The 15,801-nt window shown below is 69.9% G+C and carries 16 protein-coding genes; 12 read left to right on the forward strand and 4 right to left on the reverse strand.

The genetic code is table 11. The features are described from left to right. Positions 1 to 15: 15 nt before the first annotated feature. Positions 16 to 894, reverse strand: a complete 879-nt coding sequence (locus tag KF889_03395; protein MBX3498462.1) for a uracil-DNA glycosylase — start codon at positions 892 to 894, stop codon at positions 16 to 18. A gap of 246 nt (positions 895 to 1,140) precedes the next feature. Between KF889_03395 and KF889_03400 the strand changes: the two genes are divergently transcribed. Both KF889_03400 and KF889_03405 read left to right on the forward strand, forming a co-directional pair. Beyond that, the gene (locus KF889_03400) at positions 1,141 to 1,350 is read left to right on the forward strand and encodes a cold-shock protein (protein MBX3498463.1); all 210 of its coding nucleotides are present in this window, start codon (positions 1,141 to 1,143) and stop codon (positions 1,348 to 1,350) included. Between the two features lie 134 nt (positions 1,351 to 1,484). Continuing rightward, positions 1,485 to 1,886, forward strand: a complete 402-nt coding sequence (locus KF889_03405) for a hypothetical protein (protein MBX3498464.1) — start codon at positions 1,485 to 1,487, stop codon at positions 1,884 to 1,886. A gap of 105 nt (positions 1,887 to 1,991) precedes the next feature. Here KF889_03405 and mce read toward each other — a convergent pair whose 3' ends face one another. Next, on the reverse strand, positions 1,992 to 2,414 hold the full coding sequence (gene mce, locus KF889_03410) for a methylmalonyl-CoA epimerase (GenBank protein ID MBX3498465.1): 423 nt from the start codon (positions 2,412 to 2,414) through the stop codon (positions 1,992 to 1,994). Positions 2,415 to 2,489: 75 nt separating this feature from the next. On the opposite strand from mce, the gene KF889_03415 reads away from it, so the two are divergent. The 4 genes from KF889_03415 (at position 2,490) to KF889_03430 (ending at position 7,637) form a co-directional block, all read left to right on the forward strand. Then, positions 2,490 to 3,134: a glutathione S-transferase family protein gene (locus KF889_03415; protein ID MBX3498466.1), complete on the forward strand. Its 645-nt coding sequence runs from the start codon at positions 2,490 to 2,492 to the stop codon at positions 3,132 to 3,134. Positions 3,135 to 3,259: 125 nt separating this feature from the next. Further along, on the forward strand, positions 3,260 to 4,900 hold the full coding sequence (locus KF889_03420) for an electron transfer flavoprotein-ubiquinone oxidoreductase (GenBank protein ID MBX3498467.1): 1,641 nt from the start codon (positions 3,260 to 3,262) through the stop codon (positions 4,898 to 4,900). Positions 4,901 to 4,917: 17 nt separating this feature from the next. Continuing rightward, positions 4,918 to 6,774 (forward strand): tetratricopeptide repeat protein, encoded by a 1,857-nt coding sequence (locus KF889_03425; GenBank protein MBX3498468.1) that lies wholly within the window; start codon positions 4,918 to 4,920, stop codon positions 6,772 to 6,774. Continuing rightward, positions 6,771 to 7,637 carry a 4-(cytidine 5'-diphospho)-2-C-methyl-D-erythritol kinase gene (locus KF889_03430; GenBank protein MBX3498469.1) on the forward strand — a complete coding sequence of 289 codons (867 nt, stop codon included), beginning with the start codon at positions 6,771 to 6,773 and terminating at the stop codon, positions 7,635 to 7,637. The genes KF889_03425 and KF889_03430 overlap by 4 nt, the downstream gene beginning before the upstream one ends. On the opposite strand, the gene KF889_03435 is transcribed toward KF889_03430, so the two are convergent. Then, positions 7,638 to 9,077, reverse strand: coding sequence for an SEL1-like repeat protein (locus tag KF889_03435; GenBank protein ID MBX3498470.1), 1,440 nt, complete (start codon positions 9,075 to 9,077; stop codon positions 7,638 to 7,640). It lies immediately after the preceding gene. A 67-nt stretch (positions 9,078 to 9,144) separates the two neighbouring features. Further along, positions 9,145 to 10,221, reverse strand: coding sequence for a COX15/CtaA family protein (locus tag KF889_03440; protein MBX3498471.1), 1,077 nt, complete (start codon positions 10,219 to 10,221; stop codon positions 9,145 to 9,147). Positions 10,222 to 10,333: 112 nt separating this feature from the next. Here KF889_03440 and KF889_03445 point away from each other — a divergent pair, with 112 nt between their 5' ends. Genes KF889_03445 through KF889_03470 form a run of 6 tightly spaced genes read left to right on the forward strand, consistent with a single transcriptional unit; the run spans position 10,334 to position 15,736 of the window. After that, on the forward strand, positions 10,334 to 11,194 hold the full coding sequence (locus KF889_03445; GenBank protein MBX3498472.1) for a branched-chain amino acid ABC transporter permease: 861 nt from the start codon (positions 10,334 to 10,336) through the stop codon (positions 11,192 to 11,194). Beyond that, complete coding sequence (locus KF889_03450; protein MBX3498473.1) at positions 11,191 to 12,924, forward strand: ATP-binding cassette domain-containing protein; 1,734 nt, start codon at positions 11,191 to 11,193, stop codon at positions 12,922 to 12,924. The genes KF889_03445 and KF889_03450 overlap by 4 nt, the downstream gene beginning before the upstream one ends. Continuing rightward, positions 12,921 to 13,622 (forward strand): ABC transporter ATP-binding protein, encoded by a 702-nt coding sequence (locus KF889_03455; GenBank protein ID MBX3498474.1) that lies wholly within the window; start codon positions 12,921 to 12,923, stop codon positions 13,620 to 13,622. The genes KF889_03450 and KF889_03455 overlap by 4 nt, the downstream gene beginning before the upstream one ends. Positions 13,623 to 13,633: 11 nt before the next feature. Continuing rightward, positions 13,634 to 14,407, forward strand: a complete 774-nt coding sequence (locus tag KF889_03460) for a sulfite exporter TauE/SafE family protein (GenBank protein MBX3498475.1) — start codon at positions 13,634 to 13,636, stop codon at positions 14,405 to 14,407. Between the two features lie 11 nt (positions 14,408 to 14,418). Then, positions 14,419 to 15,585, forward strand: coding sequence for a mandelate racemase/muconate lactonizing enzyme family protein (locus tag KF889_03465; GenBank protein MBX3498476.1), 1,167 nt, complete (start codon positions 14,419 to 14,421; stop codon positions 15,583 to 15,585). 1 nt (position 15,586) lies between these two features. Further along, positions 15,587 to 15,736, forward strand: coding sequence for a hypothetical protein (locus tag KF889_03470; GenBank protein ID MBX3498477.1), 150 nt, complete (start codon positions 15,587 to 15,589; stop codon positions 15,734 to 15,736). Positions 15,737 to 15,801 lie beyond the last annotated feature (65 nt).

Raw genomic sequence — 15,801 nt, forward strand, 5'->3', positions numbered from 1 at the left:
TCTCGTCGGCCCTCCTTATGATGCCGACGGGACGCAGGCGCTCCCAAGGGCTTCCAGCGCCTTCGCCACCGCGATCAGGTCCATCCACGCCTGCCGCTTGCCGCCCGGCGTGCGCAGCAGGTAGGCAGGATGGTAGAGCGGCATGGTGGGAATGCGCGTGCCGTCGGGCAGGGTGTAATCGAACCACTTGCCGCGCAGCCGCGTGATGCCCTGCTCGGTTTCGAGCATGTTCTTGGCCGCCACGCCGCCGGCCAGCACCAGGATTCTCGGCCGCGCCAGCTCGACATGGCGTCGGGCGAAGGCGACGCAGATCGCGCTGTCGCCGGCGCTGGGCGTGCGGTTGCCCGGCGGCCGCCAGGGCAGGATGTTGGTGATGTAGAGGTCGCGTTCCCGGCTCATGCCGATGGCGGCGAACATGCGGTCCATCAACTGGCCGCTGACGCCGACGAAGGGCTTGCCGAGCCGGTCCTCGTCCTCGCCCGGCGCCTCGCCGACGATCATGACCGGCGCACCGGGGACGCCGTCGGCGAACACCGTGTTCTTCGCCAGTCGCTTGAGCGTGCAGCCTTCGAAGGCGCGGATCGCCGCCTCCAGCTCGGCCAGCGTGCTGGCGCTGGCCGCCGCGGCGCGCGCGTCCTCGACCAGCCGCGGTGATTCAAGGGGTACCGGCGCACGCGATTGCGCCGCCGCGGGCCTGGCGGGCGCCACCGGCGCCTCGCCCATGCCGCGTGCCGCGGCCGGTGCCGGACGTGCCGGCGCTGCTGGTGGAGCCGGCGGGCGGGCCGACAGCGCGTAGCGATCCTGCGGCTCCTCCAAGCTGCTATCCTCGACGCCGGCATCGGCGTACCAGCGCAGCAGGGCGACGGGGTCGGTCAGGGGTGGCCACGCATTCATCGGTCGCGCAGGATGGTCCGGACCTGCTCACGCGTCCATTGGCGATTTTTTCCAAGCCCTTGTCAGGCCGGATGTTCCTGCCTATATGGGCGCCATCGACATTTGGCCGGACTATCGGGCCGTTTCGCCTGAAGCGTGATGCCAGGCGCACGATCAGACGCTCTCCAAACATCGACTAACCGGGCCGCACGAGCGCTTTGGCGCGCGTTCGGCTCAACTCAACGACCGCCTATCGAAAGGGTCCCCATGATTACGGGCACCGTGAAGTTCTACAACGCCACCAAGGGCTTCGGCTTCATCCAGCCGGACAACGGCGGCAAGGACGTCTTCGTCCACGCCACCGCGCTGGAGCGCGCCGGCATCCGCGGTCTGGCCGACGGCCAGAAGGTGTCGTTCGACACCGCCGAGGACCGCCGCAGCGGCAAGATCGCCGTCTCGACCATCGAGCTGGCGTAGGCTCTGAAGGTCAGCGAAGCCGCCCCGCAAGGGGCGGCTTTTGCATGGAAGGTCTTACACCTACACGCTTCCGCAACATGCCGGCGATACGCTATTCAGCGAACCGCCATCGACCACGGCTAGGATAGGGTTGAATGTTCTCACCGAATGACAGGGGTTTCCAGGATCGGCTGAGTGCAGCCGCTGAGGCCAAGAAGGCCCTGCTGGAAAGGGCGAAGGCAAAGCTGAACGCCGACGACCCGGCCACGCTGGAGAGGCGGGCTGCCCGCGAGGCGATCGTCAAGGCGCGCAACGAGCGCCTCGCCGCCAAGGAGGCCCAGCGTCTCGCGGCCGAAGCCGCCCGCAAGGCCGAGGAAGAGCGCATCGCCGCCGAGAAGGCCGCGCGCGAGGCCGCCGAGAAGGCGGAACGCGAGGCGCGCGCCGCGGCACTGGAAGCCGAGCGTCAGGCGAAGCGCGAGGCCCAGCTGGCCGCGCGCAAGGGCCGCAAGGTCCGCGACCTGTCGTGGCTGACCGGCGGCGCAAGCCAGGACGCCTAGCACACGTTCCGAAGGCGTCTGTCATCCCGAGCGCAGCGAGGGATCTTTCGCCAGTTCAAGATCCCTCGCTGCGCTTGGGATGACAACGGCGAGGGGCCGCAACTTTCAGTGCGCCGCCTTCGGCGTCTCCATCAGCTCGATGAGGACGCCACCCAGATCCTTAGGGTGCAGGAAGATTACCGGCGTGCCATGCGCGCCGATGCGCGGCTCGCCCGTGCCCAGCACGGTCATGCCCTTGGCGCGCATCTCGTCGCGCGCGGCGTAGATGTTGTCGACCTCAAAGCAAACATGATGCTGGCCGCCCTTGGGGTTCTTGGCAAGGAAGGCGGTGATCGGCGAGTTCTCGCCATAGGGCTCGATCAGCTCGATCTGCGCGTTGGGCAGGTTGACGAAGCAGACCCAGACGCCCTGCTCGGGCATCGCCCATTTTTCGGTCACTGACGTGGCGCCGAACACCTCGCGATAGAGCTTCACCGATTGCTCGATCGACGGCGTGGCGACGCCGACGTGGTTGAGCTTGCCGATCATGGCCTCACTCCCAGGGGATGCTGCGTGCTGCCTCATGGCATGCCGGGGTACGATAGTCGATGACCCGGAGGTCGCATGAGTGACGATCGCCTGACGCTCTACGGCAGCTTCACCTCGAGCTCGTCGTACAAGCCGATGCTGTTCCTGGCCCTGAGCGGCCTGCCGTTCTCGTTCCGCACGGTCAACCTGAAGAAGGGCGTGCAGAAGGAGGCCGCGCACCTGGCGATCAACCGCTACGGCCAGGTTCCAGTCCTGGCCCATCGCGGCCTGGTGATCGTGCAGTCCAACGTCGTGCTCGACTATCTCGCGCGCACCACGGGCTTCTTCGAGGGCCGCACCGAGCAGGACCGCTGGCGCGCCCGCGAATGGCTGTCGTGGGAGAACGATGCCATCACCTACGTCGCCAGGGTGCGCCATTATAGCCGTTTCCGGCAGGTCGAACCGGCGGTCATGGACTATTTCCGGCCGCTGGCCGAGGGCGCGCTGGATTTCATCGACAAAGCGCTGGAAGGCCGCGACTGGCTGGTGGGTGATGCCTGCACCATCGCCGATATCGGCTGCTGGGGCCGCATGGTCTTCATGGCCGAGGGCGGGATGTCGATGGACGGGCGAGCCAACCTGCGGAAATGGGCGACAGGACTGCAGGCGATGGCGGGTTTCGCCCTGCCTTACGACCTGATTCCCAAGAAGGATCACGACTTCTTCGCGCGGACCGACTGACTGCGGGATGGTAGCGCCGCCGACCCCGGTACGCTATCAGTCCGCGAAGACCTGACGGACGGAAGGGCCGCCCGGGCGCCGGCCATGAATGGGGCTGCAGGAGATCGCGAATGTCGCGCGAGTCTATGGAGTATGACGTGGTGATCGTCGGCGGTGGCCCGGCCGGGCTGGCCGCGGCGATCCGCCTGAAGCAGCTCTCGGCCGAGCACGGGCACGAGGTCTCGGTCTGCCTGATCGAGAAGGGCTCGGAAGTCGGCGCGCATATCCTGTCCGGCGCGGTGATCGATCCTATCGCGCTCAACGAGCTGATCCCGGACTGGAAGGACAAGGACGCGCCCATTGAGACCGAGGTCAGCGATGATCGTTTCCTGTTCCTGACCCAGCCCAGCTCGATCGCCTTCCCCAATTTCCTGATGCCGCGGCTGATGAGCAACCACGGCAACTACATCGTCAGCCTGGGCAATTTGTGCAAATGGCTGGCGGGACAGGCCGAGGCGCTGGGTGTCGAGATCTATCCCGGCTTCGCAGCCGCGGAGGTGCTCTATGACGCGGACGGCAGCGTCGTTGGCGTCGCCACCGGCGACATGGGCATCGGCAAGGACGGCCAGAAGAAGGACAGCTATACGCCGGGCATGGAGCTGCGCGCCAAATACACCTTCATCGCCGAAGGCGTGCGCGGTTCGTTGGCCAAGATGCTGCTCGCCAGGTTCAACCTGCGTGACGGGGTGGAGCCGCAGAAATTCGGCATCGGTCTGAAGGAGGTCTGGGAGGTCCCCGCCGACAAGCACCGCAAGGGGCTTGTCGTGCACACCCAGGGCTGGCCGCTCACCGAGTCCAAGTCCGCCGGCGGCTCGTTCATGTACCACTACGGCGAGAACCTCGTCTCGATCGGCTTCGTGGTGCATCTCAACTACGAGAACCCCTACGTCTCGCCCTTCGACGAGTTCCAGCGCTTCAAGACCCATCCCGACGTGCGTCAGTACCTGGAAGGCGGCAAGCGCCTGGCCTATGGCGCGCGTGCAATCACCGAGGGCGGCATCCAGTCCATCCCCAAGCTCACCTTCCCGGGCGGCGCGCTGATCGGCTGCTCGGCCGGCTTCGTCAACGTGCCGCGCATCAAGGGCAGCCACAATGCGATGAAGAGCGGCATGCTGGCGGCCGAGTCGGCATTCGAGGCGCTGAAGGCCGGCCGCACCGGCCATGACGAGCTCGCCGACTATCCAGTGAAGCTGCGCGAGTCCTGGCTGTGGAAAGACCTGGACAAGGTGCGCAACGTCAAGCCGGCGCTGAAATGGGGCATGACCCTGGGTACGCTCTATGGCGGCTTCGACATGTGGATGCACGACCTGGGCATGCGCCTGCCGTGGACGCTCAAGCATGGCAAGGCCGACCACCAGACGCTCAAGCCTGCCAGCGAGTTCAAGCCGATTCAGTATCCCAGGCCCGACGGCGTGGTGAGCTTCGACAAGCTCTCCTCTGTGTTCCTGTCGAACACCAATCACGAGGAAGACCAGCCGGTTCACCTCAAGCTGCGCGACCCGTCGATCCCGATCGGCGTGAACCTGCCGCGCTGGGCCGAGCCGGCGCAGCGTTATTGCCCGGCCGGCGTTTACGAGGTCGTGCAGGGCGACAACAACCAGCCGCGCTTCCAGATCAACGCGCAGAACTGCGTGCACTGCAAGACCTGCGACATCAAGGACCCGTCACAAAACATCGACTGGGCGGTGCCGGAAGGCGGCGGCGGCCCCAATTATCCCGGGATGTGACGGGAGAGAGGCTTGGCATGACGGACAGGCTGGGACGCTTGACGGCTGCGGCGGTGGTTCTCGCGGTGGCCAGCGGCGCGGCAGTGTGGAGCTGGTTGGAGTGGCGGGGCCCGACGGCCCCGGCTAATGCGCAATCCCAGGCCACGCCGTCGACCAAGGCCGGCGATCAGGAGGCGCGTCCGCGCGTGCGACGCGACCAGAGCGTCGAGGGACTGTTCCTCGCCGGCCGCGCTGCCGAGGCGCGGCGCGATCACGAGACCGCGCTGGCCATGGCCGAGGCGGCACTCTCGCGTGTGCCCGACGATCCCGAGATCTTCACCATGGCGTTCCGTCAGCGCATCCTCGGCGGCAGGCTGGCCGTGGCGGCCGAGCTGGCGCCGAAGATGCTGGCGCGCAAGTCCGATGACGGCTTCGCCAACCTCGTGCTGGCGCTGCCGCTGATCAAGCGCGGCGACTTCAAGGGTGCCGAGGCCTACTTCGAACAGCTCGGCGATCGCACCAGTTCCGGCATCCTGCGGCCGTTCTCGGAGGCCTGGCTGAAGGCCGGGCAACAGGACTTCGTCGCCGCGCGTGAGCGCCTGGCGACGGTGAAGCCGGGCGACGACGATCCCTTCATGCCGGCATGGCGCACGCATGCGGCACTGATCGACGAAGCCGCCGGCGACAAGCAGGCGGCCGAGGACGGCCTGCGCGCGGCCACCAGGGGCGAGGTGCCGGCGCTGCGCCCGGTGCTGACGCTCGCGGCCTTCCTGCGTCGCAACGGCAAGGCCGACGAGGCTCGCGAGATCCTCAGGAAGTTCGCTGACGCCAATCCCGAAGCCGTGCTGATGGATGCGCTGATCGCCAGCACCGACACCCCGAAGGCGCCGACGCCGGCTGACATGATCGGCGAGACGCTGTTCGATCTCGGGGCGCTGCTCGCCGGCTCCGGCGGCGTGATCGGCGGTCAGCGCGTCGAAGGGGTCGAGGAACGCGTTCTGATGTTCATGCGGCTCGCCCTCGAGCTGAATCCGAACCTCGACACCGCGCGCCTGGTGGTCGCCGACGTCTATGAAAGCTTCGCAGCGCCGCGCAAGGCCATCGAAATGCTCAAGGCGGTGCCCAAGGCCTCGCCGCTCCACTGGCGCGCGCGGCTGCGCGCGTCGCTGGCGATGGTCGAGGCCGATCGGATCGATGAGGCCGTGAAGGCGCTGCAGGCGATGGTCGACGAGCGTACAGAACGCATCGACGCGGCCTGGACTCTGGGCGACCTGCTGCGCAGCAAGGAGCGCTATGCCGATGCTGCCGTGGTGTTCGACGTGGCGATTTCGCGTGTCGCCACGCCGGGGCCGCGCCATGCCGCGCTGTGGTTCGGCCGCGGCATGTGCCGCGAGCGCACCAAGAACTGGCCCGGCGCCGAGGCCGACCTCAAGCGTGCGCTCGAGTTGATGCCCGAGCAGCCCTACGTGCTGAACTATCTGGGCTATACCTGGATCGACCGCGGCGAGAATCTCGAGGAGGGCATGGCGCTCCTGCAGCGCGCGCTCAAGCAGCGGCCCGACGACGGCGCGATCACCGACTCGGTGGGCTGGGCCTACTACCGCATGGGCAAGTACGACCTTGCGGTCGAGTACCTGGAACGTGCCATCCAGCTCAAGGCCGACGACGCCACCATCGTTGACCATCTCGGCGACGCCTACTGGCATGTCGGCCGCCGTCGCGAAGCGCGTTTCCAGTGGGAACGGGCGCTGGCCGGCAAGCCCGAACCCGACCGCATCGACATCATCAGGCGCAAGCTGAACGAAGGACTGACCGCCGAGCTCGACCAGCCGATCGTCGGCCCCGGCGCCAACGAGCCGGCAAAGACCCCCGACCCGCCGGCCGAGAAGAAGTGATCGTCCGCGACGCGCGCGCCAAGCTGAATCTCTATCTGCGGGTGACCGGCCGCCGGACGGATGGCTACCACCTGCTCGATTCCCTGATCGCCTTCTGCGATCTCGCCGACACGATCTCGGTCGCATCGGCGGGCGAGCTCACGCTGAGGATCGACGGACCGGTGTCTGCCGCGCTGGCCGGCGAGCCGGCCGAGGCCAACCTGGTGCTGCGCGCGGCGCGCGCGCTGGCCGGTCGCGCCGGCATCGCGCCCAAGGCCGCGATCCATCTCACCAAACGCATCCCGGTGGCCGCCGGCCTGGGCGGCGGCTCGGCCGACGCCGCCGCGACCTTGCTGGCGCTCGTGGAACTGTGGCGCGTGGAGATGCCGCAGGAGGAACTCTTCGATCTCGCCGCGCCGCTCGGTGCCGACGTGCCGATGTGCCTCGCCGGCCGATCGGCCCAGGTTTCCGGCGTCGGCGATCGCGTCGGCCCGGCCGTGGCGTTGCCCGCCTCCGGCGTGCTGCTGGTCAATCCCGGCGAGCCGCTCGCGACGCCGTCCGTCTTCGCGGCCTATGCGCGCGCCGGCGCATCGTCGAGCGCGCCGTCGCCGCTGTCCGGGCCACCGCCGGATGTCGCGGCCCTCGGCGCCGCGCTCGCGCAGCGGGGAAACGATCTCGCCGTGGCGGCGCGCGGCCTCATGCCGTCCATCGCGGACGTCCAGCGCGCATTGGCGGCGACATCCGGCTGTCGCATCGCGCAGATGAGCGGCAGCGGCGCGACGGTGTTCGCGCTCTACGACGACCTTGCCGCCGCGCGCGTCGCCGCGGCGCGCATCGGGCGCGATCATCCGACGTGGTGGAGCCACGCCGGCATCCTGGCCTGATCACTTCGCGCCGGTGCTCTTCACCATGTCGCGCAGCAGGTCGAAGAGGTCCTGCGAGACCTCGCCGTTGACCGGCAGGCCGGCGGTCTTCTGGAACTCCTTGATCGCTGCCGTCGTGCCCGGGCCGATGATGCCGTCGGGCGGCCCGTTGTAGAACTTCAGCGCGAACAGCATCTTCTGGATCTCGATCAGCTGCTCCTTGGCGTCGATCGGCTTGACGGTCTTGCCGGCCGGCAGGTCGGGCGCGGCGCTGCCCGGCGGCGTCGCCGGCCCGCTCGACGGCGGCGAGCCGCGCGCGGCCAGGCGCATGGTGTCGACGATGGTCCTGTACTCGGATTCGCCAATCGCCTGCGCGCGCCGCAGATCTGTCGCCGGCAGGCGCTTCGACAGGTCGGCCTGCTTGGCCGCCGCCGAGACATAGGTCTCGCTCTTCTCGCCCTCGGCGAACTTCGCGAACTGCGCCGCCATGGCGTACCAGACGATCGCCGCCACGTTGTCGCGTCGCGTGCCCTGGCCGAGCTCGTGCATGATCGCGAGCGCCAGCATCGAGTTGGGCACGCCGGCCCGCGCCGCCGCGCGCATCATCTCGAAGGCGCCGACCGGATCGGCCCGCGTGCCGTTGCCGTCGCGCATCAGCAGCGCCAGGTTGTGCTGGGCCATCGGCACCCCGGCGGCCACGGCCTTGCGATACCACTCGACCGCCTTCTTCGTGTCCTTCGGCACCTCGAAGCCGCGCTCGTGCATCACGCCGGCGTTGAACATGGCGCGTGGCGAGCCCTTCTCGGCGGCGCGCAGCATCCATTTCGCGCCCTCGGCCGCGTCCGGCGCCACGCCGGCGCCCTGGATGTAGCGCCTGCCCAGCTCCTCCATCGCATCGACGTCGCCCGCATCGGCCAGCCGACGCAGTGCGTCGTTCTGGCTCTCGACGACTGGCGGAGTGGCCGCTGGCTTGGGTGCGTCGGCCGTGACGGGTGGCGCGTCCGGCGGCTTCGGGGCCGCCGTATCGGCAGGCTTCGGCGGCTCGGCGCTGTCGGGCGGTTTGGCGGCTGCCGCGGCATCGGCCGGCGTGGCGGGCGGCGGGTCGTCGGCAGGCTTGGGCGCGACGGCGGCTTCGTCGGGCTTGGGCGTGGGCGGTGCCTCGACGGGCTTCGCCGCAGCGTCGGCTTTGGGCGCAGGATCAGGCTTTGCCGGCGCCGCCGCGGCCAGCTTGGGCGCGTCGGCCGCCTTGGCCCTGTCGCGCTCCTGCCACCACCACCAGCCACCGCCGATCGCCAGGCAGGCGATCAGGACGCCCACGGCGATGCCCGACACGCTTTGTCGGCGCGCCGAATCGGAGAGCGCATCGCGCTTGCCCGTGGCGAGGGCAGGCGCCACCTCCGCCTTGGCGTCGGCGTCGGGCTTCTCCGTCGTCGGCGTCGCGTTGGTGCTGTCCTCGGTCATCGTTTCAGGCTTGATCGGGAACCGGCGTCGGGCAAGCCTAGCACAGCTCGCCGCAATGACACGCAACTCATCGTGACAGTGTCGTGACGCTGCGTCGCAGTGTCAGCACCATCGCGGACAACAGCAGCACCGCGCCGGCCTGGTGCAGGGTGGCGAGCGCGATCGGCGCGCCGCCCAGAATCGTCGCGATGCCGAGGGCGAATTGCAGCGCGGCCAGGGCGCCGACCACGTGGGTGGCGCGGCGCACCGGCTGCGAGACATCCCTGCGCTGCGCACGCCACCAGAGCAGGGCCACGGCCAGCACCAGCGCCTTGGCCAGCCAGCGATGGGTGAACTGCACGCCGGCCTGGGTCTCGACGAAGTTCAGCCAGGCGGGCGACAGGTCGAGCAGGCCGGGCGGCAGCCAGTAGCCCGACATGGTGGGGAATGTGGTGTGCACCTGTCCGGCGCGCAGGCCCGCGACGAAAGCCCCCCAGGTCAGCACGACGAACAGCGCGCCGATCAGCACGCGCACGCCGACAGCGATGCTGGTGTCACCGCGCCGGTGATGCTCGGGCCGCGATGGCGCCAGCAGGGTCAGGACCAGCCACAGGATGTAGCCGTAGAGCGCGACGGCCAGGGTCAGGTGCAGCGCCAGCTTGTAGTGGCTGACCGCCGGCACGTCGCGCAGGCCGCTCGCCACCATGATCCAGCCGATCGCCCCCTGCGCGCCGCCGAGCACGAGCAGCACCAGCAGACGCGGCATCAGCCAGCGCGGCACACGGCGGCGCACCAGGAACCAGGCGAAGGGCAGCGCAAAGGCCAGCCCGATAACGCGGCCCCACAGGCGATGGAAGTACTCCAGCCAGAAGATCTGCTTGAACGCGTCGAGGCTCATGCCCTGATTGACGGTGCGGCCCTGCGGCGAGGCGGCGTACTTCGCCAGCTCGGCCTGCCACGCCGCCTCAGACAGCGGCGGCAGCCAGCCGGTCACCGGCCGCCACTCGACCATCGACAGGCCGGACTCGGTGAGCCGCGTCAGCGCCCCGATCACGATCATGGCGAAGATCATCGCCGCGACCACCGCCAGCCAGCGACCGATGGCGCGCGCATCGGCGCGCGTGGCGGCGGGCGATCGGGCCAGCGATGGGGAAAGCACGCTCATGGCGCGGCGTTGTGGGGATGGGGTTGGCCCCTGTCAACGCGTCTTCTTGGGATCGCCGGGGGGCGCTTTATGATCCGGCGAGACGCCGGCGGTCCCAAGCTATGATCGTGCCATGAACACGCCGCAACTCCTGCTCAGTGCGCTGGCCTTGGGCGCCGCCTATGCCCTGGTCGCGGTCGGTTTCGTGCTGACGTTGAATGCCGTGGGCGCCGTGAACTTCGCGCACGGCGATTCGGTGATGCTGGGCGGTGTCGCCGCGGTGCTGCTAGGCGTCGCCGCGCAGACCTTGGGACTCGCGCTGCCCGGCGTGGTGCTGCTGCCGGTCGTGATCCTGCTCGGCGCGGCGCTCGGGCTGGCGATCGGCGCCGCCGGCTTCCTGCCGCTGAAGGACCGGCCGCCCTCCTCGGTGTTCGTCGCCACCATCGCCATCGCCTCGGTGTTCGAGCAGTCGGCGACGGCCTTCTTCGGGCCGGCGCCGCGCTCGGCGCCCCCCGTGTGGCGCGAGGGAGTGCTTCAGCCGCTGGCGATGATCGCCGTCGCTGCGCTCGTGCTCGGCATCGTGTACCTCGTGCTGGAGCGCAGCCAACTCGGCCGACGATTCCGCGCACTGGCGCAGGACCGCGAGATGGCGCGCGCGCTGGGCATCCCGGCGACGCCGCTGATCGCCACCGCCTTCGCCGCCGGTGGTGGGCTCGCCGGCCTGGCCGGCGCGCTGCTCGGCCATCAGTTCCTCGTCGTCGCCAACCAGGGTCCAGGCTACATGCTAAAGGCCTATATCGCCGTGGTGATCGGCGGCTGGGGCAGCGTGCCCGGCGCGCTCGCCGGCGCACTGCTGATCGCCCTGTTCGAGACCTTCGTCGCGGCGTCGCTCTCGGCGGTCTGGGCCCAGGCGCTGCTCTATGTCGCGGTGCTGCTGGTGCTGCTGCTGCGACCGCAGGGTCTGTTCGGCGAGCCGGCGGGGCGGCGCGCGTGAGCCGACTGCGCGAGATGGCGACGCCGGCCGGCGCGCTGGTATCGATGCTCATCGTGGTCGCCGGCATCGCCCTCGCCGGTGGCGGCGATTCCTACGCGGTCAGGCTGGCCACGCTGGCCGGCATCCAGGCGCTGCTGGCGCTGGGCTACCAGAAGGTGTTCGGCCATGCCGGCGCCCTGTCGCTGGCGCAGGGCGCGCTGTTCGGCCTGGGTGCCTATCTGGCGGCGCTCGTCGCGCTGTCGGCCGGCGGCGGCTTCTGGGCGACGCTGTCGCTGCCGGCGGCAATGATCGCGCCGGCGCTCCTGGCGGCGATCGTTGGTGCCGTGGTCCTGCGGCTGGAGACGCACTACTTCGCACTCGCCACCCTGGCGCTGGCGCAACTCATCCATCTCGGTGCGGTGAACTGGGAGAGCGTTTCGGGCGGTGCCAACGGCCTGTCGGGCATCCCGGCCCTGGCGCTGCCCGGCGTCGAGATCGCGCCCGGCTGGCCCATGCTGCTGCTGACCTGGGGGCTCGTGGTGCTGATCGCCTTCGACACGGCGTGGCGCCGCGCCGGCCTGCGCGGCGCGGCGCAGGATCTGGCGCGCGACCATCCGCTGGCGGCCGCGTCGGTGGGCATCGACGTCGCGCGCCTGCGCTACGTCGAGTTCGTCGCCGGCGCGGCGCTCGCCGGCCTGGCGGGCGGACTGCAGGCGCATGTCGTGGGCGTGGTGTCGCCCGATGGCGCCGACATCGCCGTGATGATCGGCTGCCTGACCGCCGTCGTGGTCGGCGGCCGCACGCGGGCGAGCGGCGCGATCCTGGGCGCGATCCTGCTGGTGCACCTGCCGGAATGGTTCCGCTGGCTGGAGAACCGCCAGCTCATCGCCTACGGCGTCGCGACGCTGCTGATGGTGGTGCTGGCGCCGGAGGGGCTGGTGTCGCTGATCGATCGCGCCTCGAACGCCGTGTGGCCGCGCCGTCGCGTGCTTGCGATACCACCGCCGGCGGCCGACGAATCGCTACGGCCGGCCACGAATGGGCCGACATTGCAGGCCAGCCATCTTGCGAAGAGTTACGGCGGCGTGCGCGCCGTCGACGACGTGTCGTTGCGCCTGGTCACGCGCGAAGCCCTCGCGGTGATCGGTCCCAACGGTTCCGGCAAGACCACTCTGCTCAACCTGCTGAGCGGCGTCGCGCAGCCCGACGCCGGCACCATCGCGCTGGGCGACCTGCCGGTCGACCGCGCGCCAGCCGACGCGGTGGCGCGCGCCGGTCTCGCCCGCAGCTTCCAGGCCGCGGACCTGCCCGCGACGCTCGCGACCCTCGATGCCGTCGCCGTCGGCGCGCATGGACGGCCCGACGCGATCGCCCGCGGCCTTGCCTGGCGGGCGCTGCGACGACTGGGCCTCGAAGCCGACGCGGCCACGCCGGTCGGGGCGTTGCCGGCGGGACGGCGGCGGCTGGTCGAGATCGCGCGCGCCCTGGCGACGCAGCCCTGGCTGCTGGCGCTCGACGAGCCCGCCGCCGGATTGTCGCCCGCCGAGCGCGCGGCGCTGGCCGATGCGCTGCGCGGCCTTCTCGCCGACGGCCTGGGCATCATCATCGTCGAGCACGATCTCGACTTCCTCGCCCGGTTCTGCGCGCGCGGCATCTGCCTGGATCGCGGCCGGGTGATCGCCGAAGCGCCGTTCGCCGAGCTGCGGCGCGATCCCGCGGTGCTTGCCGCCTATGTCGGCGACGCGCCGTGAGCGCGGCGCTCGATATCGAGTCCCTGACCGTCGGCTATGGCGGCGAGCCGGTGCTGCGCGACGTCTCGCTCGCCGTCGAGCCCGGCAGGATCCTCGCGCTGCTGGGCGCCAACGGGGCGGGCAAGACGACGCTCTTGCGCGCCGCCATGGGGCTCGTGCCGAGCGCCGGTCGCATCCTGGTCGGCGATCGCCGGATCGATGGCCTGTCGCCCGAGCGCCGGGCGCGCTCGGGCCTCGGCTACGTGCCCGAGGGGCGCCGCGTGTTCCCCGGCCTGACCGTGCGCGAGAACATCGAGGTCGCGGTCGTCGGGGGTGCGGCCCTGCGCGGGCGCCGGATCGCGCAGATGCTTGCGCTGTTCCCGGCGCTGGCCGAGAAGGCGCGCGAGCGCGCCTGGCGGCTGTCGGGCGGCCAGCAGCAGATGCTGGCGATCGCGCGGGCGCTGGCGAGTGGACCACCGGTGCTGCTGCTTGACGAGCCCTCGCTCGGCCTGGCGCCGATCGTCGCGCGCGAGGTCTTCGGCCGCCTGCGCATCGTCGCCGACGGCGGCGTGGCCGTGCTGCTGGCGGAGCAGAACGCGACCCGGGCGCTGGCGATCGCCGACGAAGCCGTCGTGCTGGCGCGCGGCGGCGTGGCGCATCGCGGTCCCGCGGCCGGGCTGACGCCGCAGGCGGTGGCCGATCTGCTGGTGGCGGGGTAGAACCGCGCGCCATGCTGCAGTCCGCGTTCGCCTATCTCGCCGCCCTGTTCGTCACTACGGGCATCTGGCTGCCGGCCGCCGTCGTGCTGGTGGCCGGGCTGATGCGCGGCTTCGCCGGATTCGGCTCGGCGATGCTGATGGCGCCGATCTTCGCCATCCTGTTCGGGCCCACCGACATGATCGCCACGGTGGTCGCCATCGAGCTCGCGGTCAGCCTGCAGCTCTTCCCTCAGGCCCGGCGCGACTGCGACTGGCGCATCATCGGGCCGATGAGCCTGGTCGCCTGCCTCGCCATGCCGTTTGGCGTCTGGCTGCTGGCCAGTGTCGACAAGGGGCTGATCGTCAAGGTGGTCTCGGCGATCATCGTGCTGTTCGTCGCCGTGCTGGCCAGCGGCCTGCGCTGGAAGGGTCGGCGCTCGGTGGCGGGTGGTGCCCTGGTCGGCGCGATCTCCGGCATGATGATGTCGGTGACCAGCGTCGGCGGGCCGCCGGTGCTGATGTACCTGCTGGCCGGCAACGATCCGCCGTCGCGCCATCGCGCCAATATCATCACCTACTACATGGCGACGCAGTTCCCGCTGATCCTCATCATCGTCTGGAGCGGCGTCGCCGGCTGGGACTCGCTTGCGCGCGGCATCGTGCTGCTGCCGCTGATGCTGCTGGGCTCGTGGATCGGCGCGAGGCTGTTCCAGCCCGAGAACGAGCGGCTCTACCGCAACGTCGCGCTCGTCATCCTGTTCTGCGCCGGCGCCTTCGGGCTCCTGCGCGACGTCATCATGCCCTGAGGAGGCAGCCCATGCGTATCGTCGCCATCCGCTCCATCGTCTCGCCGATCCGCTCGGCGATCGCCAACGCCTATATCGACTTCAGCCAGATGACGGCGAGCGTCGTCGCCGTGGTCACCGACCAGATGGTCGACGGCAGGCCGGTGATCGGCTTCGGCTTCAACTCCAATGGCCGCTACGCGCAGAAGGGCCTGCTCGAGGAACGCTTCATCCCGCGCCTGCAGCTCGCCGATCCGCAGAGCCTGCTCGACAACGAGAACCTGCTGAGCCCGCAGAAATGCTGGGCGGCGATGATGAAGAACGAGAAGCCCGGCGGCCACGGCGAGCGCTCGGTTGCGGTCGGCGTGCTCGACATGGCGCTGTGGGATGCGGTCGCCAAGGCCCGGCGCGTGCCGCTGTGGAAGCTGCTGGCCGATCGCTACAACGGCGGGCAGGCCGACGAGCGCGCCTGGGTCTACGCCGCCGGCGGCTACTACTACCCGGGCAAGGACCTCGAGCAGCTGCAGGACGAGATGAAGCGCTATCTCGACCTCGGCTATTCCTGCGTGAAGATGAAGATCGGCGGCGTGCCGCTGGCCGATGATTTGCGCCGCATCGAGGCGGTGCTGAAGATCGTCGGCAAGGGCGAGCGGCTGGCGGTCGACGTCAACGGCCGCTACGAGCTCAAGGACGCGATCGCCTGCGGCGAGGCCATCGCCGGCTACGGCCTGCGCTGGTACGAGGAGCCGCTCGATCCGCTCGACTACCTCGCGCACGCCGCGCTGGCGACGCACTACGCGCCGCCGCTGGCGACCGGCGAGAACCTGTTCTCGATGCAGGACGCGCGCAACCTGATCCGCCATGGCGGGCTGCGGTCCGACCGCGACATCCTGCAGTTCGATCCGGCGCTCAGCTACGGGCTGGTCGAGTACCTGCGCACACTCGACATGCTGCGCGCCCACGGCTGGTCGCCGCGCCGCTGCGTGCCGCACGGCGGCCATCAGTTCGCGCTCAACATCGCCGTCGGGCTGGGCCTGGGCGGCAACGAATCCTACCCGCAGGTCTTCGCGCCCTTCGGCGGCTTCGCCGACGACTGCCCGGTCGAGGACAGCCGCGTGCCCATGCCCGACGCCCCCGGCATCGGCTTCGAACGCAAGGCCGATCTCTGGGTGGTGATGAAGCCGCTGGCGGAGGCGTGACATGGAAGACGAGACCGAAGAGGCCACGCAGATGGATCTGAAGGCTGCGGTCGCTGAAGGCCTGGCCCAGTCCTTGCGCGGCGAGAGTGCACCCATCGACTTCGCTGAATTGAAGCGTGAGCTACGTGCGAGGCTCAACCGATCGGGTTGAACCGGTTCTGACATTCCGAGCGCAGCGAGGAATCCGGTGATCATCTTGGATTCCTCGCTTCACTC

Source organism: Alphaproteobacteria bacterium, assembly GCA_019635875.1.
Lineage (GTDB): Bacteria > Pseudomonadota > Alphaproteobacteria > Reyranellales > Reyranellaceae > JAFAZJ01.